Consider the following 16,162-nt stretch of genomic DNA (forward strand, 5'->3'; position numbering starts at 1 on the left):
TGTCGGTTCTTCGCTTCGCTCAGGACCACTCTACTGCTCGCGGGTCGCTCCGCTCCCCGCTGCGCGTCTGGCGGGCCACTCGCTTCGCTCGTGCCCCACCCTACGTCCCGTGCTGCCAGGAATCCATATACTCGGCCTGCTCGTTGCTCAGCGAGTCGAAGGCGACCCCTTCGGCGTCGAGTTTGATCTCCGCGACCTCCTTGTCCAGTCGGTCGGGGACATCGTGGACGCCGGCGTCGTAGGCGTCGCCGTTCTCGACGAGTTCCCGCACCACGACGGCCTGGATACCGAAGCTCTGGTCCATCACCTCGACGGGGTGGCCCAGCGCGATGGGCGTCGCGAGGTTCACCAGACGGCCCTCGGCCAGAACGTTCAGGCGGCGACCGTCGGCCGTCTCGTAGGCCTGCACGCCGTCGCGGGCCTCGTAGGTGTCGACCGCCAGATCCGAGAGGGCGTCCAGGTCGATCTCGACGTCGAAGTGGCCGGCGTTGGCCAGCAGGACGCCGTCCTGCATCCGTTCGAAGTGGTCCTCGACGATGACGTCGCGGTTGCCCGTCGTCGTGATGAACACGTCGCCGATCTCGGCGGCCTCGGCCATCGGCATGACGTCGTAGCCCTCCATGTGGGCCTCCAGCGCGCGGCGGGGTTCGACTTCGGTGACGACCACGTCGGCGTTCTGGCCGCTGGCCTTCTTGGCGACGCCCTTCCCGCAGTGGCCGTAGCCGGCGACGACCACGGTCTTGCCGGCCCACGAGAGGTTCGTCGTCATGGCGATGGAGGCCAGCGAGGACTCGCCGGTGCCGTGGACGTTGTCGAACAGCCGCTTCATCGGCGTGTCGTTGACCGCGAAAACCGGATAGTCGAGTTCACCGTCCTCGTCCATCGCGCGCAGACGGTGGACGCCCGTCGTCGTCTCCTCGGCCCCGCCGACGATGGTGTCGATCAGGTCGGGGTAGTCCTCGTGGACCATCGCCACGAGGTCCATCCCGTCGTCGACGGTGATCGTCGGTTCGTGGGCCAGTACGGCCTCCATCGCGTCGTAGTAGGCCTCGTCGTCGACGCCGCGTTCGGCGTAGCAGGTGACTCCGTCGACGGCGTCCAGCGCTGCCGAGACGTCGTCGTGGGTCGAGAGCGGGTTACAGCCGGTCATCGCGACCTCGGCACCGCCGGCGGCCAGGACCTCCGCCAGCACGGCGGTCTTGGCTTCGACGTGCATCGCCATCCCGATGGTCTCGCCAGCGAATGGCTGGTCGGCCTCGAACTGCTCGCGTAGTGCCGACATGATCGGCATGTGCTGGGCCGCCCAGTCCATCTTCCGGCGACCGGACTCCCGTGCCGCGTCGACGTCGTCGAGTCGCGCTGAGATCGGCTCTGTCATGCTAGACGGATCGGCGACGGGACCCTAAACCCTACCGAAGGAAGTCGGTACACAGGTCTCGACAGCGCCGCCGCTACCCGTCGGGAACGGAGAAGAACCGCAGTGGTGAATCGTCACCCGGTCAGTGGTCGAGAGCGTTACTTGGGACCGGCGTGGCCGGGCGGCCCTGCATGGCCGGGCGGCCCTGCGTGGTCCGGCGGGCCCTTCTCGCCATCGTCTTCGTCGTCCTCCGAATCGCTGTCATCGGAGTCGCTGTCTTCCGAATCGCTGTCATCGGAGTCGCTGTCTTCCGAATCGCTGTCATCGGAGTCACTGTCTTCCGAATCGCTGTCATCGGAGTCACTGTCTTCCGAGTCACTATCATCGGAGTCACTGTCTTCCGAGTCACTATCATCGGAGTCACTGTCATCCGAATCGCTATCATCGGAGTCGCTGTCCTCGGAATCGCTATCTTCCTGTTCCTCCTCTTCCTCGTCTTCGCTCTCGTTCTCGTCGTCGAACTTGTCCTCAGGCGGGCCAGCGTGGTCCGGCGGGCCGGCGTTGTCCGGCGGACCGCGCTCACCTTCACTGTCGTCGTCTTCGGTCTCGCTGTCGTCGTCGCTGTCCTCAGTCTCGTCTTCCTCTTCTTCCTCGTCTTCGCTCTCGTTCTCGTCGTCGAACTTATCCTCGGGCGGGCCAGCGTGGTCCGGCGGGCCGGCGTTGTCCGGCGGACCGCGCTCGCCTTCGCTGTCGTCGTCCTCGGTCTCGTTCTCGTCGTCCTCGGTCTCGTTGTCCTCGGCGTTGCTCGGGTTGGACACCGTCGTGAACTCGGAGACCTCCTCACCGATACCGGGCGTGTCGGCGTTCGGACCGGTGTAATAGCCGGTGGAGATCAGATACTGGATGAACGAGGAGAACGCCTGTCGGAAGTCCTCGCTGTCCTCGACCACCACACGCTCGTTCAACGTGTCTATCGTCGTGGCCGTCCGGTTGTCGGCCGTCGCGATCACGTCGATGGTGAGCGTCTGGTTGGGTGTGGGCAACGCGACCGTCCCGTTGGCGTCGGTCGTGTAGTTGCCGGCACCCGCGTACGTGACGTTGTCGTCACGGACCGTGACGTTGACCGAGGCGTTCTCGACGGTCGAATCGTTCTCGGTGACGGTTACCGTGACGCCCTGGTTCCCGGCCTGCGAGACCGAGACACCCAGCGACGAGTCGTCTGTGTCGGTCGGTGCAGCGGTCGCGACTGCGCCCGGCCCGACTGCGAACAGGACCAGACCCAGTGCAGCGATCAGTGCTGATAGTTTCGTGTCCATCTCGTCTCTCCGGTACATCTGAGGGAGGTGTAAACCCCCCCAGCTGTTCAGTTCGTTCACCGCTGTTCGGCCCTATATCATACTGCCTCAGAACCTTTCAAAGCGTTCAAAAACGGATCTAGTCGTTTATTCGCCACCGCTGGTAGCGCGGTCGACCAGGGCCCGGGCGTGCTCGCTGGCACGCTCGCGGACCGCCCCCTCGTCGAAGACGGTTACCTCGCTATCACGCATGAGAACCACGCCGTCGCAGACGGTGTGGCGGACGTCGCTCCCGCCAGCGGCGTATGCCAGATGCGAGACGAGGTCATGGGCCGGCGTCAGATGCGGACGCTCCAGATCCAGCACCGCCAGGTCGGCGTTCGCGCCGGCTTCGATGCGGCCGCTGTCGAACCCGAGTAGATCGGCGCCGTTGCGGGTGGCCATCTCGACGACGGTTGCGGCGTCGACCGCGCTGGCGTCGTCGGCCGCCAGTTTCCCGATCATAGCCGCGTCGCGCATCTCGTCGAACATGTCCAGGTCGTTGTTCGAGGCCGCGCCGTCGGTACCCAGGCCGACGGTGACGCCGGCGTCGAGCATCTCCTGAACCGGTGCCATCCCGCTGGCGAGTTTCATGTTCGAGGCCGGGCAGTGGACGGCGCCGGTCCCCCGCTCGGCGAGCAGGTCGATCTCGGTCTCGTCGACGTGGACACAGTGTGCGAGGAACGTATCGTCGCCAAGCAGGCCGATGTCGTCGGCGTATTCGAGCGGGCGGACACCGTGCTCGTCGACGATGGGGTCGACCTCGTCGGTGGTCTCGTTGGCGTGGAGATGGATCGACATGTCGGCCTCGACGGCCCGGGGGACGTACTCGCGGAGATACGACTCGCCGACGGTCGTCAGCGAGTGGGGCTGGAACGTCGTCCGGATGCGCCCGTCGGCCGCGCCGTCGAGGTCCCGCGCCACCGCCAGGCTCTCTTCGAGGTCGGCGTGGGCACCCTCGTCGTCCTTGCCGACGGTCACTGCAGTGTAGCCCAGTACCGCCCGGAGACCGGCCTGCTCGACGGCGTCGGCGATCTCCTCGACGTGGAAGTACATGTCCGATAACGCCGTCGTCCCGGATTTGAGCATCTCGACCAGGCCGAGTTCGGCGCCCACACGGATGTCCTGGGCCGTGAGTTCGGCCTCGACGGGCCAGATGTCCTCCTGCAGCCAGGCGTCGAGTGGCTTGTCGTCGGCGTACCCTCGCAGGAGCGTCATCGCGACGTGCGTGTGGGCGTTGACGAGGCCCGGAATGACGAGGCCGCCGCTGGCATCGAGTTCGTCGTCGCCGCCCAGTTCGCCGGGATCCTCGACGGCCAGAATCTCGCCGCTGTCCTGATCGAGGAGGACATCGGCGCGTTCGACTGTCGTATCCGGGCGGAGCACCTGTCCACCGCTGACGAGGAGGTCGGTCATGGCTCCGCGTTCGACGTGGGAACCCTTAGTTCGGCCGGGTCCGTCCACGAGGGGAAAGACAGTTGCCCCGGCCCCACCCAGAGAGCGTATGCGCATCGCCGTCCCCAACAAGGGCCGCTTGCACGACCCCGCCGAGGACCTGCTGGAACGGGCCGGGCTGCATATCGTCGACGGGGCCGACCGTCAACTGTACGCCGATACGGTCGACCCGGAGGTGACCGTCCTCTACGCGCGGGCGGCGGACATCCCCGAGTACGTCGCCGACGGCGCCGCCGACGTGGGTATCACCGGACTGGACCAGGTCCGCGAAGCCGGCCCGGACAACCTCGACGAACTGCTGGACCTCGAGTTCGGGAGCTGTCGGCTCGTCCTGGCCGCCCCCGAGGAGAGCGACATCCAGACCGTCTACGACTTAGACGGCGGCCGGGTCGCCACCGAGTTCCCCAACGTCACCCGGAACTACTTCGCCGAACTGGACGTCGAGGTCGACATCACCGAGGTCTCCGGTGCGACGGAGCTCACCCCCCACGTCGACATCGCCGACGGCATCGTCGACATCACCTCGACGGGGACCACGCTGCGGATGAACCGTCTGGCGGTCGTCGACGAGGTACTCCAGTCGTCGGTCCGGCTGTTCGCCCGCGAGGACGTCGCCGACGACGAGAAGGTCCAGCAGGTCCGGACAGCACTGCAGTCGGTCCTCTCGGCTGAGGGGAAACGCTACCTGATGATGAACGTCCCCCAGGACGCGCTGGAGGCGGTGAAGGAGGTCCTGCCAGGGATGGGCGGGCCGACCGTGATGGATATCGCCGGCCGCGAGGACGTGGCCGTCCACGCCGTCGTCGACGACAGCGACGTCTTCGAGACTATCAACGACCTGAAGCAGGTCGGCGCCAGCGACGTACTGGTGACCGAGATCGAACGGCTGGTCGAATAGTACCGTTTTACCTCACCGGGTATCCTCGGGGCGCAGCGCGCCCCTGCGGGTACCCGGTTCGCAAAAATCTACGCTAAAAACGTCCGTCACGCTCCCTCGCTTCGCTCGGTCGCGTGACGTGAAACTGCGCCTCGCTCCGCTCGGCGCAGTATGCGCTCTGCGACGGCGACCGCTACGGCGACTGCGACCGCGACCGTCCTGCTGCGACCGCTTCCGCCACGGCGACCGCTCAGAACACGTCGGCTGTCCCGTCCTTGCGCGGTTCCGTCGCACCCGAGAGCGTCCCGTCGTCCCACCGGGCGATCTGTGCGCCGCCGAACCGCGGTGGGATGTCGACGGCGACCTCGTGGCCCCGGCGGACGAGTTTCGCGGTCACGTCGGCGTCGAAACGGGCCTCCGTCGCGAGCGTGCCGTCCTCGCGGTAGCGCCAGCGCGGTTCGTCCAGTGCCGCCTGCAGCGGTAGCTCGCGGTCCAGCAGGTTCGAGAGTATCTGGACGTGGCCCTGCGGTTGCATGTACCCACCCATGACGCCGAAAGCCGCCCAGTCGCGCTCGTCGAACTGCACGAGGCCGGGGATGAGCGTGTGGAACGGGCGCTTGCCCGGCGCGACGCGGTTGGGATGGTCGGCGGAAAGCGAGAACGACGCCCCGCGGTTCTGGAGCGTGAGGCCGGTGTCGCCAGCGACCAGACCGCTCCCGAAGCCCATGAACAGCGAGTTGATGAACGAGACCACGTTCCCCTCGCCGTCGGCGACGGTCAGCAGGACGGTGTCGGCGTCCTCTGCCGGCGAGTCGAGCATGCCGACCGCGGGCGAGTCGATGGCCTCGTCACCGATCTCGCTCGCCCGCTCGCTGGCCCACTCGGCGCTGTTCAACGGTGGGATCGACTCGTAGTCGGGGTCGGTGATGTAGTGGTGGCCGTCGGTGAACGCCAGTTTCATCGACTCGGCGAGCAGGTGGACCCGTTCGACCGGGTCCGTGGTCTCGGGGACGCCGACCTCATGGGCGATGTTCAGCGCCTCCAGCGCGACGAGCCCCTGGTTGTTCGGCGGGAGTTCGAACACCTCGGCACCGCCGTAGGTCGTCGAGACCGGATCGGGGTACTCGACCTCGAAATCGGCGAGGTCGTCGTGGTCGAGCAGGCCGCCGGCGTCCTGGACCGTCTCGACGATCTGCTCGGCGATGGCCCCCTCGTAGAACGGGTCCGCGCCCTCCGCGGCGAGCGTCGCCAGCGTCTCGCCCAGTTCGGGGAGTCGGACCATCTGGCCGACCTCCGGCGCGGCACCGTCGAGGAGATACTGCTCGCGGGCGACGTCGTTCCGCAGTGCCGGTTCACAGAGCTCCCAGGCCGACGCGATGACCTCGCTGACCGGGAACCCCTCGGTGGCGTAGTGGATGGCATCGTCGAGGACGTCCGCCAGTTCGAACCGACCGAACCGCTCGACGGTGGCCTCCCAGCCCCGGGGCGCGCCGGGGACGGTCACCGCGAGGGGACCGCGTTCTGGCATCTCGGCGTCGGCGGGGTCGGTCTCCTGTGACTCGGCGGCGGCCTCGCGAACTCGCTCCAGCGTCGCAGCCTCGGGTGCGCCACCGCAGGCCCGCATCGCGCCGACAGCTCCCTCGGCGGTCCGGTAGAGCGCGAAGGCGTCCCCGCCGAGGCCGGTGCTCATCGGTTCGACGACGTTGAGTGTCGCCGCCGTCGCGACGGCCGCGTCGAAGGCATTGCCCCCATCCCGGAGGGTATCGATGCCCGCCTGAGCGGCGAGTGGCTGGCTCGTCGCGACGACGCCGCGTGTCCCGTAGGCCGTCGACCGTCGTGAACTGAACCGGTCGAGGTTCGGCTCGCTGTCCATGGCGGGACTCCGGGTGCCGGCCCGGAAAACGGTTTGGTCAGCAGCAGGGCGAGGCGTCGCCCTCGGGCGAGTCGCCGGTGCCGGCGAATATCTGGTCGGTGATCCGGACCCAGAGGCCGTAGCGGTCGGTACCGTCGGCGAGGGAGGTCTCGACACCGACGCGGCCCGCGAAATCGCGGAACGTCGCGGTCCGGTCGGTTTCCTCGCGCATACACGCTCTGACGACGCCCTCCTCGATGGCAGTCCGGAGCAGGTCCCGTTCGCTGTCGGGGAGGTCGGCCACGGCGACAGTCTCCGCGTCGTCCGGGACCGAATCCACCGGTGTGACGGCGATAGCCGCGTCCTGGGGCATATCGCTGCCAAAGAGGGGGACACACTGCGTGAGTTGGCCCGAACAGCCGGCAGTCAGGGCGGACGCAGCCCCGGCGCCGGCCGCCAGGAACCGTCGGCGGTCGAGTGACATACCGGGACGTTCCACCGGCCACGATAAGTGTCTCGTGGACGGTCAAACTGTCGTTGAGCGTCCTCAGGCGGTCTGTGCGTCCGACTCTGGACCCAGACTGCGGCCGAGTACCACGGCGAGTGCGACACCGACCAGCGGGAAGAGTGCCAGGCCGAGGAAGGTCCCGCTCTCGCCGACGACCGACAGCAAGACCCCGGAAACGGCAGCGCCAGCGGCCCCGACCCCGAAGTTCGCCAGGTAGGTGTAGCCATAGGAGAGGCCCCGGTCGTCGGGCGGGCTGACCTCGGCGATAGTCGCCTGGTACAGCGGCTGGATGGCAAAGAGCAGGAATCCCAGCACCGCACTGCCGGCCAGCAGCGGGAGGATACCGGCCTGGACCGCGGGGACGAACAGGAGCGCGACGCCAGAGAGGCCGGCGAAGACGGCTGCGAGGCCGGTCGTGACGGGGATCCGGTCGGTGAGTTTGCCGCCGACGAACTGGCCGGCGATACCGACCACGAGCAGGCCCGTGTAGATGTAGTACGCCAGGTCGAACTGCTCGGCCATCGGGCTGCCGGGCTCGAACAGCCGGACGTACTCGGTGACGCTGGGGAGATAGCCCGAGAGGACGTCCGGGAGGAAGGTGAGCGTCCCGCGGTAGAATAGGCCGTTCATGGCGACCACGCCCAGCGCCAGCGCGAAGCCGACGGTGAACAGCGCGCGACTGTCGGCGAGGAACGCCGAGAGCGAGGTCGGTGCACCGTCGTCGGACGCGTCGGTCACTCCCTCCTCGCTCTGGTCCGTCGTTCCGTCACCGTCCGCAGCCCCACCATCCGCGCTGACGGCCGCCGTCGCGTCGAACTCGGCGGTGACCGCGACGCCGACGGCCAGCACCGCCGGGACGGCCAGGAGCGCCGTCACCACCCGCCAGTCGAACGCGAGCAGGAGCAGCGCGGTCGCGAGCGGCCCCAGCGCGATGCCGGCGTTGCCGGCCATCCCGTGGTAGGCGAAGCCGGTCCCCCGGTCGTGGACCCCCGTCGAGATGAGCGACAACCCTGCCGGGTGGTAGACGCTGGCCGCCAGCCCCCACAGTCCCACCGCGACCGCGATAGTCGGGACGTTCGGGGCGAGGCTCAACAGCAGGAACGACCCAGCCATCCCGAGCAGGCAGCCCACGACGAGCCACTGAGGGCCGTAGCGGTCCGCGAGCACGCCTCCAGGGAGCGCACCGGCACCGAACAGCCCGTAGCCGACGGCCAGGGCCGGCCCCAGGAACGCCGTCGTCACCGGGAACTCGGTGAGCCAGACGAGCACGAGGATCGGGATTGACAGCTCGTAGGTGTGGACGACGGCGTGGGCCAACCCGGTGAACCCGACGATGGCTCGGTCGTTCTCTCGCATCGGATACCGGGAGGAAACGGACGGAAGCGGTTAACGGTTTTCAGACCGGCTCAGACGAAGCCGAAGATGTTGTTGAGTGCGAACCCCAGCACCGCCGCGAACGCGAAGTGGAGCACGACCAGCGGGGCCGTCGAGCGCCCCGAGAGACGGTAGACCGCGCTGATGGCGATCCCGTCGGCGAGCATCGTGATCACGATGACGACCAGCACGCCCAGACTCGGGGAGACGATACCGGCCTGGATACCGTACTGCTGGAGCAACAGCGAGACGACCGCCGGCACGATGGCGGCCTTGGCGGCGAGCTGGCTGGGGACCTCACCGATGAAGAACGTCGCCGCCAGATGGAGTGTGACGGCGTAGAACAGCCAGGTGACAAGCAGCGTGACCACGACCGCCAGCAGTCCGCCGCCGGTCAGTCCCGACGGGCCGGCCTGAAGCAACATACACGGAGGTGGGGTCGCGCGGCGCTTGTGCGTTGTGCTCTTCGACGGATTGCTGCACGTCGATACCGGCCCGACCGCACGGCAGCCAGCGGTCGGCTTGGAAGCGAGTTACAGCAAGCCGTCTCAGTCCGTCAGCAGGCCCAGTTCGTCCAGCCGCGAGACGATCTGGTCGACGGCCTTCTCCGCGTCCTCGGGCTCCTTGCCGCCGGTGATGACGAGCTTGCCCGACCCGAACAGCAGCGCGACGACGTCGGGCTCGTCCAGCCGGTAGACGAGGCCGGGGAACTGCTCGGGCTCGTACTCGATGTTCTCCAGTCCGAGACCGACCGCGATGGCGTTGAGGTTGAGGTTCTCGCCCAGATCCGCGCTCGTGACGATGTTCTGGACGACGATCTCGGGTTCCTCGTCGACCTGGATGTTCAGCTCGCGGAGCTTGTCGAAGACGATACGCAGACTCTGGTGGACGTCCTCGGTGGACTTCGCGCCCGTACAGACGATCTTGCCGGAACGGAAGATCAGCGCTGCGGATTTGGGGTCCTGGGTGCGGTAGACGAGGCCGGGGAACTGCTCGGGGTCGTAATCCGCCCCTTCGAGGTCCATCGCCACACTCTGGAGGTCGAGCTCCTGACCGATTCCAGTCGAGGCGACGACGTTTTCGATGTTGATGGTCTCCTTGGGGTCAGCCATATCTCGACTTAAACCTCGTATTTAAGGCTTATAAAGGTTCATGCCATCGGTGACAGGTCGGCCAGTGGAAACGTCACTGTATTGATGGCTGTGAGCGGGCGACCGGCACGCTCATGCCCGCCCGGAGACAGCACTCGGGCGTGTACGTCCTCGAACTCGGCGGGCAGGACGACGCCTTCGCGAGGCGGGAAGCGGCGAGTGCGGCCAGCGACGTCGCTCGTCTCGGGCCGGGGTTAGCGACCGCCCGCGGCGTCACCGACCGTGTGCGCCACCTGGCGTTGACCCACCGGGCCTGTGCCCTGCTGGGGACCGGCGACCCCGACATCCACAGCGCGCGAGCCGTCCTCGACGCGGCCGCGCTCGACCGCGAGGGGACCGTCGCCGTGCGCGCCGTCGACGTCCGTGGCAGCACCGGCGTCGACACCCAGCACGCGGAACGGGAACTGGGCGGCGTGCTCACCGACCGGGGCTTCGCCGTCGACCTCGATGCTCCCGACAACGTCCTGTACGCGTACTTCACCGACCCTAACGGCGACGAGGAGTCTGGCGGAGGCGAGGCCTGCTGTGCGGTCGGCTGGCTGGCCGTCGAGAGCCACCGTGACTTCGGGACGCGACAGCCGACCGATCGGCCGTTCTTCCAGCCCGGGAGCATGGCCCCCCTGGAGGCCCGCGCGCTCGTCAATATCGCCGGTGCCCGCCCCGGCGCGACCGTCCTGGACCCGATGTGTGGCACCGGCGGCATCCTGCTGGAGGCCGGCCTCCTGGGCGCCCGCGTGCTCGGTGGCGACGCACAGGAAAAGATGGTCACCGGCAGTCGGCAGAACCTCCGGGACGTCCTCGACGGGGACGGCCATCCCGGTCGCGACAGCTATCCCGAACCGGGCCGCTGGGACCTCTGGCGGTCGGACGCGGCGTCGTTACCGCTGCCCGACGGCGCCGTCGACGCCGTCGTCTTCGACGCGCCCTACGGGAGACAGTCACGCATCGAGGGAGAACTGGACCCCCTCGTTTCCGGTGCGCTCGCCGAAGCACACCGTGTCGCCCCCCGGTGCGTGCTGGTCGCTGACCGTGACTGGGGCGACGCGGCAGCGGGCGCCGACTGGACGGTCACCGACCGGTTCGAACGGCGCGTCCACCGCTCGCTCGTCCGGCACGTCCACGTGCTCGCGCGGTCGACGAACGTCCAGTGAGTGTCATGTGGTAACAAGGATTAACCGGCTGGACCGAGCAGTATCAGGTAGCGATGCCACTCTGGTCCGATCCGGCACCGTGTGACGACGACGAACAACGCTTCGAGTGTCCGGACTGTGGGACCCGTCTCTGTAGCGACGTCTCGCTGGTGACCTGTGAGCGGTGTGGCACGGAGATGCGCAATATCAGCGTTCCGCGCCCGGAATAACCGTTACTCGCCACGAAGGAGGGCCAGCGCCCGCGCGCTGTCGCCGTCCATCCGTTCGAGGAGCGACCGCGCTCGCTCCCGTGCCTCGCCCTCGGGCGTGACGAGCACCATCCCCTCGTCCGGTTGCCCGTAGACGACACTGCCAGTAGCGGGGAGCGCCAGCACCGCCGGCAGCGCCGCCAGATCCTCCTCACCGTCGACGACGACGAGCGTCGTCTCGTCGGCGGCGAGTCCCGCCCGCAGTGCGCCCAGCAACGCCTCGGTGAGCGTCGCGGCGGGGTTCTCGACGGTGACGCGCCGGTCGAACCCGCCGACGGCCGCCCCGATCTCCTCGTCGACGGCACTGCGGTGGGTCCGGCCGTCGACCAGCGCGAGGTCGGGCGTCCGTCCCGCTTCCAGCAGGTGGTAGGTAACGATGTCCCCGACCGCGACCAGCGGGTCGCCGGCGTCGGCCAGTAACGCTGCTGTCTCGGTGTAGATCGGGCCCAGCGGCTCCTTGAGCGCCGCTCGGAGCGCGTCCGGGAGTTCGAGAACGACGGTTGCCACGTTAGCGGACCTTCAGCGCGTACTGGCCCGGTTCTGTCACTTCCATCTCCTTCGCGATATCCGACTTCTCGGGATGGGCGATGACGACGTAGCCGGCCCAGTCCTCGGTCAGGGAGGTGCCGCCACAGGCCTCACACTGGCTCTCGATGTCGGCGCCCTGGACGCGGTGACAGTCCCGGCAGACGAGTCGGTCAGCCATCAGCTCTCACCGGCTTCCGCCGTCGCTTCGCGCTTCTCTCGCTCCTCCTGGAGCCAGCCGTGCTTGCCCAGGCCGACCTGTTTGGCCGTCAGGCCGATCTTGGAGTCGCGGGGGTTGCGCTCGTCGATGCTCTTGGTGACGATGCGGGCCCGGACGGCGTCTCCCTCGGCCAGGATGCGGTTGGACTCGCGGGAGGCGAGCTGGTTGTTCTCCTCGTCGTAGGCGAGATACTCGTCGGAGATCTGGGAGACGTGCAGCAGACCGTCGACGGGACCGATGCCGACGAAGGCGCCGAAGTTGACGACTTCGACGACCTCGCCGTCGACGACCTCCTGCATCTGGGGATCGAACGTCAGCGCGTCGAACTCGGCCTCGTAGTAGACGCCGGGCTTGTTCGGCAGGACGGCCCCGTCACCGATGTCGTGGACCTCGATGACCGAGACGACGCTACCGACGTCCTCGTCCATCCGCCCTTCGAGTTTGTCCTGCAGGAGCTTCTTGACGAGATCCGGACTGACGTCTGCCAGATGCCGTGGTGGAACTTCGACCGTATCGCGGAGGCGTACCCGTTTGTACATAGGTTATGGTTGAGTGATACTCAGTTTGTTCTTGCCCCGTAAACTAATTACCGGAACGCCTGCGTCGAGCAGGCGGCGTTTCAGGGGCTTGTCGTTCGTGACTGCGTGTGTCGTTTCGTCGTCTGTCGCCAGTTCGAGGACGGCGTCGTCGGCGTAGTCGGCGTCGGTCGGACGGACCGAACATCGGTCGAGCAGGTCGCGCCCGACCGCCGCTGCCGTCGCTTCGGCGCCGGCGCCGTCGGCCAGTTTCTCCAGTTCGTCCCGGACCGCTTCGGGGACGACGTAGGCGGCGTCGGGCGCCATCCGGTCGAGTTCCTCGAACAGGCGGACGTCACACTCGACCGGCATCATCAGTGCGTTGGTGTCCAGCACGATCATTCACGCAGCGTGCCGACACCGATGAGCCGCCAGCGCGCGCCGACACGACGGTTGATAGCGATCTTCGCGCCGGCTTCGGCACAGACCGGACGTTTGAGCGCGACCTCGCACTCGCCGTCCCTGGCGCTGGTGACCGAGCCGACAGTCGTCGCCGTCCCGATGGTGAGCATGAGCGGTTCGCCCGTCGAGATCTGCTCGACCTCGCCGCCCTCGTCGCCGACGATGCGTTCCAGCAGGTCGACGTCCATCGTGAACTGCTCGTGGGTCGGCGGGAGCGAGCCCTCGGGGCCGGCGACCTGGCCGGCAAGCGCGTCGCCCTTGGTGATCGCGGGGTCCAGCCCGGTCCCGACGCCGAGCAGGCCGCCGGGCGTCACCGTGTCGACGAAGTCCCCGCCCGATTGCAGCGAGCGGACGTCGGTGGTCACCGGCCGCCACTCGGTCTTGCCGCCCTCCTCGACCTCGCGGCCGGGACGCAGTTCGATCTCGTCGTCGACCTCCAGTTCGCCCTGAACGAGCGAGCCGCCCAGCACGCCGCCCATCAGGTCCTCCCAGGTGGTACCCGGGCGGTTGATGTCGAACGAGCGAGCGACCATCATGCGGGCGTCCGCGGATGGGTCGCGCTCGGGCGTCGGGATCTCGCGCTCGATGGCGTCGATGAGCAGGTCGATGTTGGCCTCCTGCTGGGCGCTGATGGGGACGATGGGGGCGTCCTCGGCGACGGTCCCCTCGACGAACTCCTGGATCTGCTCGTAGTTGCGCATCGCCTGTTCCTGGTCGACGAGGTCGACCTTGTTCTGGGCGATGACGATGTTGTCGATACCGATGATGTCGAGCGCCATCAGGTGTTCCTCGGTCTGTGCCTGGGGGACGGGTTCGGTCGCGGAGACGACCAGGACCGCACCGTCCATGATCGCGGCGCCCGACAGCATCGTGGCCATCAGCGTCTCGTGGCCAGGGGCGTCGACGAACGACACCGTCCGGAGGTGGTCGGTGTCGACGTCGTGGTCCTCGCAGTGTTCCTCGACGGTGAACGCCTCGGGCTCCTCGGCCTCGGGACAGCGACGGAACGTCGCGTCCGCGTAGCCGAGTCGAATAGAGATACCGCGCTTCATCTCCTCGGAGTGCTGGTCGGTCCACTCGCCTGACAGAGCCTGGACGAGCGTGGTCTTGCCGTGGTCGACGTGGCCGACGAGTCCGATGTTCACCTCCGGTTGTTTGTTCGATGTCATGTCGGGAGTAATCGTGATGGGAAGTTCGCCGCCTGCGGGTGATAAACCTACTGTTCTGGGCGCGTGACGGCTCTCGTGCCGAGTCGGGCGCTCGGCCTCAGTACGAGCCGTTCGCAGCGAGCGAGTAGGCATCGAACGCGGCGGCGACCGGGACGAAAAAGCTCAGTAGCGCGAGTTCGGGGATCGCCACTCCCAGCACCAGTGCGAGGGCAATACCACCGACGAACCAGCCCGCACCGCGGGCGATCCTGCCAAGATAGAGGTGGCCGACACCCGTGATCAGCACTGAGAGCAGGGCTGCCAGCCCGGCGCTCTTCGAGTTGCCGCTCGTGTTCGGCCGCGGATCCGTCCGACAGTTCGGACAGCGCACCGTCGCGCCGTCGAGTTGCTCACCGCAGTTGGGGCAGAAATCGGGGGACCGACTCATCGTACGGCCGGTCGATGTCCGGAATGAAGTGTTTTCTGTCCGGTTGGCTCGCGGGTTCAGGCCACCTGTTCGCACACCAGCGTCGCGAGTTCGTCGTACTGGCCGGTGCCGACCCCCTTCGGGACGAAGACGGCGCCGCGTTCGCGGACGCGCCGCGCGACGGACTCGTCGTCGACGCCGGAGAAGACGACGAAGTCGGCGTCGGTCTCGGCCCGTTCGATGAGCGTGAGTCCGTCGAACTGTGGCATCTCGTAGTCGGTCACCACGCAGTCGAACGAGCCGTCGAGCCGTTCGAGCGCCGTCGTCGGCGCCGTCGTGTGGACTACGTCCAGTGCGTCACCGACCGCTTCGAGGTACTCGGCGACAGCAGTCGCCACCATCGGCTCGTCGTCGACGACGAGCACACGCCGTGTGCGCTCTCTGGTGGTGCCATCCGCGTCCCCTGTAACCATCCCCATGTAACTCCCACATCTACCCCCACTGTAATAAACTTCCAACAGTGGATTCAGGACCTGAAAGAACCCCCAGACTGGTGAAATAATCCGACAGATAGCCAACAGGAACTCGTTTCTGCAAGACCTTTTGCCGGATCGATGTGTTCGTCCGTCCATGTCCCACGCTGACGACCAGCCAGGCGGCGGTGCCGACGTCGACGCCGAAGCGGCCTTCTCCGTGATCGCGAACGAGACGCGACTCGACATCCTCGAAGCGCTCTGGCGGGCCGAGGAGACGCCGGTCCGGTTCTCGACGCTGTTCGACGCTGTCGATCTGGCCGACAGCGGCCAGTTCAACTACCACCTCCAGCAACTCACCGGCCAGTTCGTCGCCGACACCGAGGAGGGGTACGTCCTGCGGCAAGCGGGTGGACAGGTCATCCGTGCACTCCGTGCCGGCATCTTCACCCAGCGGCCGTCGGTCGAGCCGTTCACCGTCGCCGGCGCCTGCACCCGGTGTGGTGGCGGACTGGTAGCCCGCTACGCCGACGAGCAGTTCGCCATCGACTGTCGGGACTGCGGGAAGGCCCACGGGAAGTACCCCTTCCCGCCGGGCGGGCTCGTCGACCGGACCGACAGCGAGATCGCGACCGCGTTCGCCGAGCGGGTCCGACACCTCCACTGTCTGGCCGCCGACGGCGTCTGCCCGGAGTGTGCCGGACGGATGCACACCGAGATCACGCGGGAGGGGGACTGTTGTCTGGACGTGGCCGTCCGGGCGGAGTTCGTCTGCGAGCGGTGTCGCTACGAACTCTGCTCGCCGGTCGGGCTGTCGTTGCTGGACGACTCGACGGTCGCGGCCTTCTACGACGAACACGGCATCTCACTGGCCGATCGGCCGTACTGGACGCTGCCGTGGTGTGTCGACGACGAGTACACGACTGTCGAGGGCACGGACCCGTGGCGCATCGAGGTCACCATCCCTGCCGCCGAGACCGCGCTGCACGTCACCCTGGACGGCGATCTCCAGCCCGTCACCCACGAGCAGCGCGACTGCGGGGACTGATAGTGGTTAGTGGAACGATGTACCGGTACGCGCCGAC

Annotated in this window: 19 protein-coding genes; 4 read left to right on the plus strand and 15 right to left on the minus strand. The window is 67.5% G+C overall.

What is annotated here, in order from left to right; translation table 11 throughout:
* Positions 1-100 precede the first annotated feature (100 nt).
* The 3 genes from Hhyl2_RS12000 to Hhyl2_RS12010 all read right to left on the minus strand — a co-directional run bounded on the left by Hhyl2_RS12000 (position 101) and on the right by Hhyl2_RS12010 (position 4,107).
* Positions 101-1,378 (minus strand): adenosylhomocysteinase, encoded by a 1,278-nt coding sequence (locus Hhyl2_RS12000; RefSeq protein WP_483551006.1) that lies wholly within the window; start codon positions 1,376-1,378, stop codon positions 101-103.
* 137 nt (positions 1,379-1,515) lie between these two features.
* The gene (locus Hhyl2_RS12005; RefSeq protein ID WP_483551007.1) at positions 1,516-2,673 is read right to left on the minus strand and encodes a hypothetical protein; all 1,158 of its coding nucleotides are present in this window, start codon (positions 2,671-2,673) and stop codon (positions 1,516-1,518) included.
* A 126-nt stretch (positions 2,674-2,799) separates the two neighbouring features.
* Positions 2,800-4,107: an amidohydrolase gene (locus Hhyl2_RS12010; RefSeq protein ID WP_483551008.1), complete on the minus strand. Its 1,308-nt coding sequence runs from the start codon at positions 4,105-4,107 to the stop codon at positions 2,800-2,802.
* Positions 4,108-4,195: 88 nt separating this feature from the next.
* Between Hhyl2_RS12010 and hisG the strand changes: the two genes are divergently transcribed.
* A complete protein-coding gene (gene hisG / locus Hhyl2_RS12015; RefSeq protein WP_483551009.1) occupies positions 4,196-5,044 on the plus strand; it encodes an ATP phosphoribosyltransferase in 849 nt (282 codons plus the stop codon).
* Between the two features lie 229 nt (positions 5,045-5,273).
* Here hisG and Hhyl2_RS12020 read toward each other — a convergent pair whose 3' ends face one another.
* The 5 genes from Hhyl2_RS12020 to Hhyl2_RS12040 all read right to left on the minus strand — a co-directional run bounded on the left by Hhyl2_RS12020 (position 5,274) and on the right by Hhyl2_RS12040 (position 9,869).
* Complete coding sequence (locus Hhyl2_RS12020) at positions 5,274-6,896, minus strand: gamma-glutamyltransferase family protein (protein WP_483551010.1); 1,623 nt, start codon at positions 6,894-6,896, stop codon at positions 5,274-5,276.
* Between the two features lie 37 nt (positions 6,897-6,933).
* A complete protein-coding gene (locus tag Hhyl2_RS12025) occupies positions 6,934-7,359 on the minus strand; it encodes a DUF7979 domain-containing protein (RefSeq protein ID WP_483551011.1) in 426 nt (141 codons plus the stop codon).
* Between the two features lie 63 nt (positions 7,360-7,422).
* Positions 7,423-8,739: an MFS transporter gene (locus Hhyl2_RS12030; protein WP_483551012.1), complete on the minus strand. Its 1,317-nt coding sequence runs from the start codon at positions 8,737-8,739 to the stop codon at positions 7,423-7,425.
* Positions 8,740-8,789: 50 nt separating this feature from the next.
* Positions 8,790-9,179, minus strand: a complete 390-nt coding sequence (locus tag Hhyl2_RS12035) for a DUF7473 family protein (RefSeq protein WP_483552025.1) — start codon at positions 9,177-9,179, stop codon at positions 8,790-8,792.
* Positions 9,180-9,305: 126 nt separating this feature from the next.
* Positions 9,306-9,869, minus strand: coding sequence for a TATA-box-binding protein (locus Hhyl2_RS12040; protein WP_483551013.1), 564 nt, complete (start codon positions 9,867-9,869; stop codon positions 9,306-9,308).
* A 140-nt stretch (positions 9,870-10,009) separates the two neighbouring features.
* On the opposite strand from Hhyl2_RS12040, the gene Hhyl2_RS12045 reads away from it, so the two are divergent.
* On the plus strand, positions 10,010-11,059 hold the full coding sequence (locus Hhyl2_RS12045; protein WP_483551014.1) for a methyltransferase domain-containing protein: 1,050 nt from the start codon (positions 10,010-10,012) through the stop codon (positions 11,057-11,059).
* A gap of 53 nt (positions 11,060-11,112) precedes the next feature.
* Positions 11,113-11,268 carry a rubrerythrin-like domain-containing protein gene (locus Hhyl2_RS12050; protein ID WP_483551015.1) on the plus strand — a complete coding sequence of 52 codons (156 nt, stop codon included), beginning with the start codon at positions 11,113-11,115 and terminating at the stop codon, positions 11,266-11,268.
* A gap of 3 nt (positions 11,269-11,271) precedes the next feature.
* Here the strand turns inward: Hhyl2_RS12050 and Hhyl2_RS12055 are convergent, their stop codons facing one another.
* The 7 genes from Hhyl2_RS12055 to Hhyl2_RS12085 all read right to left on the minus strand — a co-directional run bounded on the left by Hhyl2_RS12055 (position 11,272) and on the right by Hhyl2_RS12085 (position 15,083).
* Complete coding sequence (locus Hhyl2_RS12055; protein ID WP_483551016.1) at positions 11,272-11,814, minus strand: GTP-dependent dephospho-CoA kinase family protein; 543 nt, start codon at positions 11,812-11,814, stop codon at positions 11,272-11,274.
* A gap of 1 nt (position 11,815) precedes the next feature.
* Entirely contained in the window at positions 11,816-12,013 is a 198-nt protein-coding gene (spt4, locus tag Hhyl2_RS12060; RefSeq protein ID WP_483551017.1) for a transcription elongation factor subunit Spt4, read from the minus strand.
* Positions 12,013-12,591: a DNA-directed RNA polymerase gene (locus Hhyl2_RS12065; RefSeq protein ID WP_483551018.1), complete on the minus strand. Its 579-nt coding sequence runs from the start codon at positions 12,589-12,591 to the stop codon at positions 12,013-12,015. The genes spt4 and Hhyl2_RS12065 overlap by 1 nt, the downstream gene beginning before the upstream one ends.
* 3 nt (positions 12,592-12,594) lie before the next feature.
* Positions 12,595-12,969 carry a twitching motility protein PilT gene (locus tag Hhyl2_RS12070; protein WP_483551019.1) on the minus strand — a complete coding sequence of 125 codons (375 nt, stop codon included), beginning with the start codon at positions 12,967-12,969 and terminating at the stop codon, positions 12,595-12,597.
* Entirely contained in the window at positions 12,966-14,198 is a 1,233-nt protein-coding gene (locus tag Hhyl2_RS12075) for a translation initiation factor IF-2 subunit gamma (protein WP_483551020.1), read from the minus strand. Before Hhyl2_RS12075 ends, Hhyl2_RS12070 begins: the two co-directional genes overlap by 4 nt.
* Before the next feature lie 97 nt (positions 14,199-14,295).
* Positions 14,296-14,625 carry a hypothetical protein gene (locus Hhyl2_RS12080; RefSeq protein ID WP_483551021.1) on the minus strand — a complete coding sequence of 110 codons (330 nt, stop codon included), beginning with the start codon at positions 14,623-14,625 and terminating at the stop codon, positions 14,296-14,298.
* A gap of 56 nt (positions 14,626-14,681) precedes the next feature.
* A complete protein-coding gene (locus tag Hhyl2_RS12085; protein WP_483551022.1) occupies positions 14,682-15,083 on the minus strand; it encodes a response regulator in 402 nt (133 codons plus the stop codon).
* 151 nt (positions 15,084-15,234) lie between these two features.
* Here Hhyl2_RS12085 and Hhyl2_RS12090 point away from each other — a divergent pair, with 151 nt between their 5' ends.
* Positions 15,235-16,125: a DUF7351 domain-containing protein gene (locus Hhyl2_RS12090; RefSeq protein ID WP_483551023.1), complete on the plus strand. Its 891-nt coding sequence runs from the start codon at positions 15,235-15,237 to the stop codon at positions 16,123-16,125.
* The last annotated feature ends 37 nt before the right edge of the window (positions 16,126-16,162 follow it).

The organism is Haloarcula sp. H-hyl2 (genome assembly GCF_056934385.1).

What these genes read in the sequence shown, in the direction of transcription:
- Hhyl2_RS12000 (WP_483551006.1), bottom strand. Translation starts at nt 1,378, where the DNA reads ATGACAGAGCCGATCTCAGCGCGACTCGACGACGTCGACGCGGCACGG.
- Hhyl2_RS12005 (WP_483551007.1), bottom strand. Translation starts at nt 2,673, where the DNA reads ATGGACACGAAACTATCAGCACTGATCGCTGCACTGGGTCTGGTCCTG.
- Hhyl2_RS12010 (WP_483551008.1), bottom strand. Translation starts at nt 4,107, where the DNA reads ATGACCGACCTCCTCGTCAGCGGTGGACAGGTGCTCCGCCCGGATACG.
- hisG (WP_483551009.1), top strand. Translation starts at nt 4,196, where the DNA reads ATGCGCATCGCCGTCCCCAACAAGGGCCGCTTGCACGACCCCGCCGAG.
- Hhyl2_RS12020 (WP_483551010.1), bottom strand. Translation starts at nt 6,896, where the DNA reads ATGGACAGCGAGCCGAACCTCGACCGGTTCAGTTCACGACGGTCGACG.
- Hhyl2_RS12025 (WP_483551011.1), bottom strand. Translation starts at nt 7,359, where the DNA reads ATGTCACTCGACCGCCGACGGTTCCTGGCGGCCGGCGCCGGGGCTGCG.
- Hhyl2_RS12030 (WP_483551012.1), bottom strand. Translation starts at nt 8,739, where the DNA reads ATGCGAGAGAACGACCGAGCCATCGTCGGGTTCACCGGGTTGGCCCAC.
- Hhyl2_RS12040 (WP_483551013.1), bottom strand. Translation starts at nt 9,869, where the DNA reads ATGGCTGACCCCAAGGAGACCATCAACATCGAAAACGTCGTCGCCTCG.
- Hhyl2_RS12050 (WP_483551015.1), top strand. Translation starts at nt 11,113, where the DNA reads ATGCCACTCTGGTCCGATCCGGCACCGTGTGACGACGACGAACAACGC.
- spt4 (WP_483551017.1), bottom strand. Translation starts at nt 12,013, where the DNA reads ATGGCTGACCGACTCGTCTGCCGGGACTGTCACCGCGTCCAGGGCGCC.
- Hhyl2_RS12065 (WP_483551018.1), bottom strand. Translation starts at nt 12,591, where the DNA reads ATGTACAAACGGGTACGCCTCCGCGATACGGTCGAAGTTCCACCACGG.
- Hhyl2_RS12070 (WP_483551019.1), bottom strand. Translation starts at nt 12,969, where the DNA reads ATGATCGTGCTGGACACCAACGCACTGATGATGCCGGTCGAGTGTGAC.
- Hhyl2_RS12075 (WP_483551020.1), bottom strand. Translation starts at nt 14,198, where the DNA reads ATGACATCGAACAAACAACCGGAGGTGAACATCGGACTCGTCGGCCAC.
- Hhyl2_RS12080 (WP_483551021.1), bottom strand. Translation starts at nt 14,625, where the DNA reads ATGAGTCGGTCCCCCGATTTCTGCCCCAACTGCGGTGAGCAACTCGAC.
- Hhyl2_RS12085 (WP_483551022.1), bottom strand. Translation starts at nt 15,083, where the DNA reads ATGGGGATGGTTACAGGGGACGCGGATGGCACCACCAGAGAGCGCACA.
- Hhyl2_RS12090 (WP_483551023.1), top strand. Translation starts at nt 15,235, where the DNA reads ATGTCCCACGCTGACGACCAGCCAGGCGGCGGTGCCGACGTCGACGCC.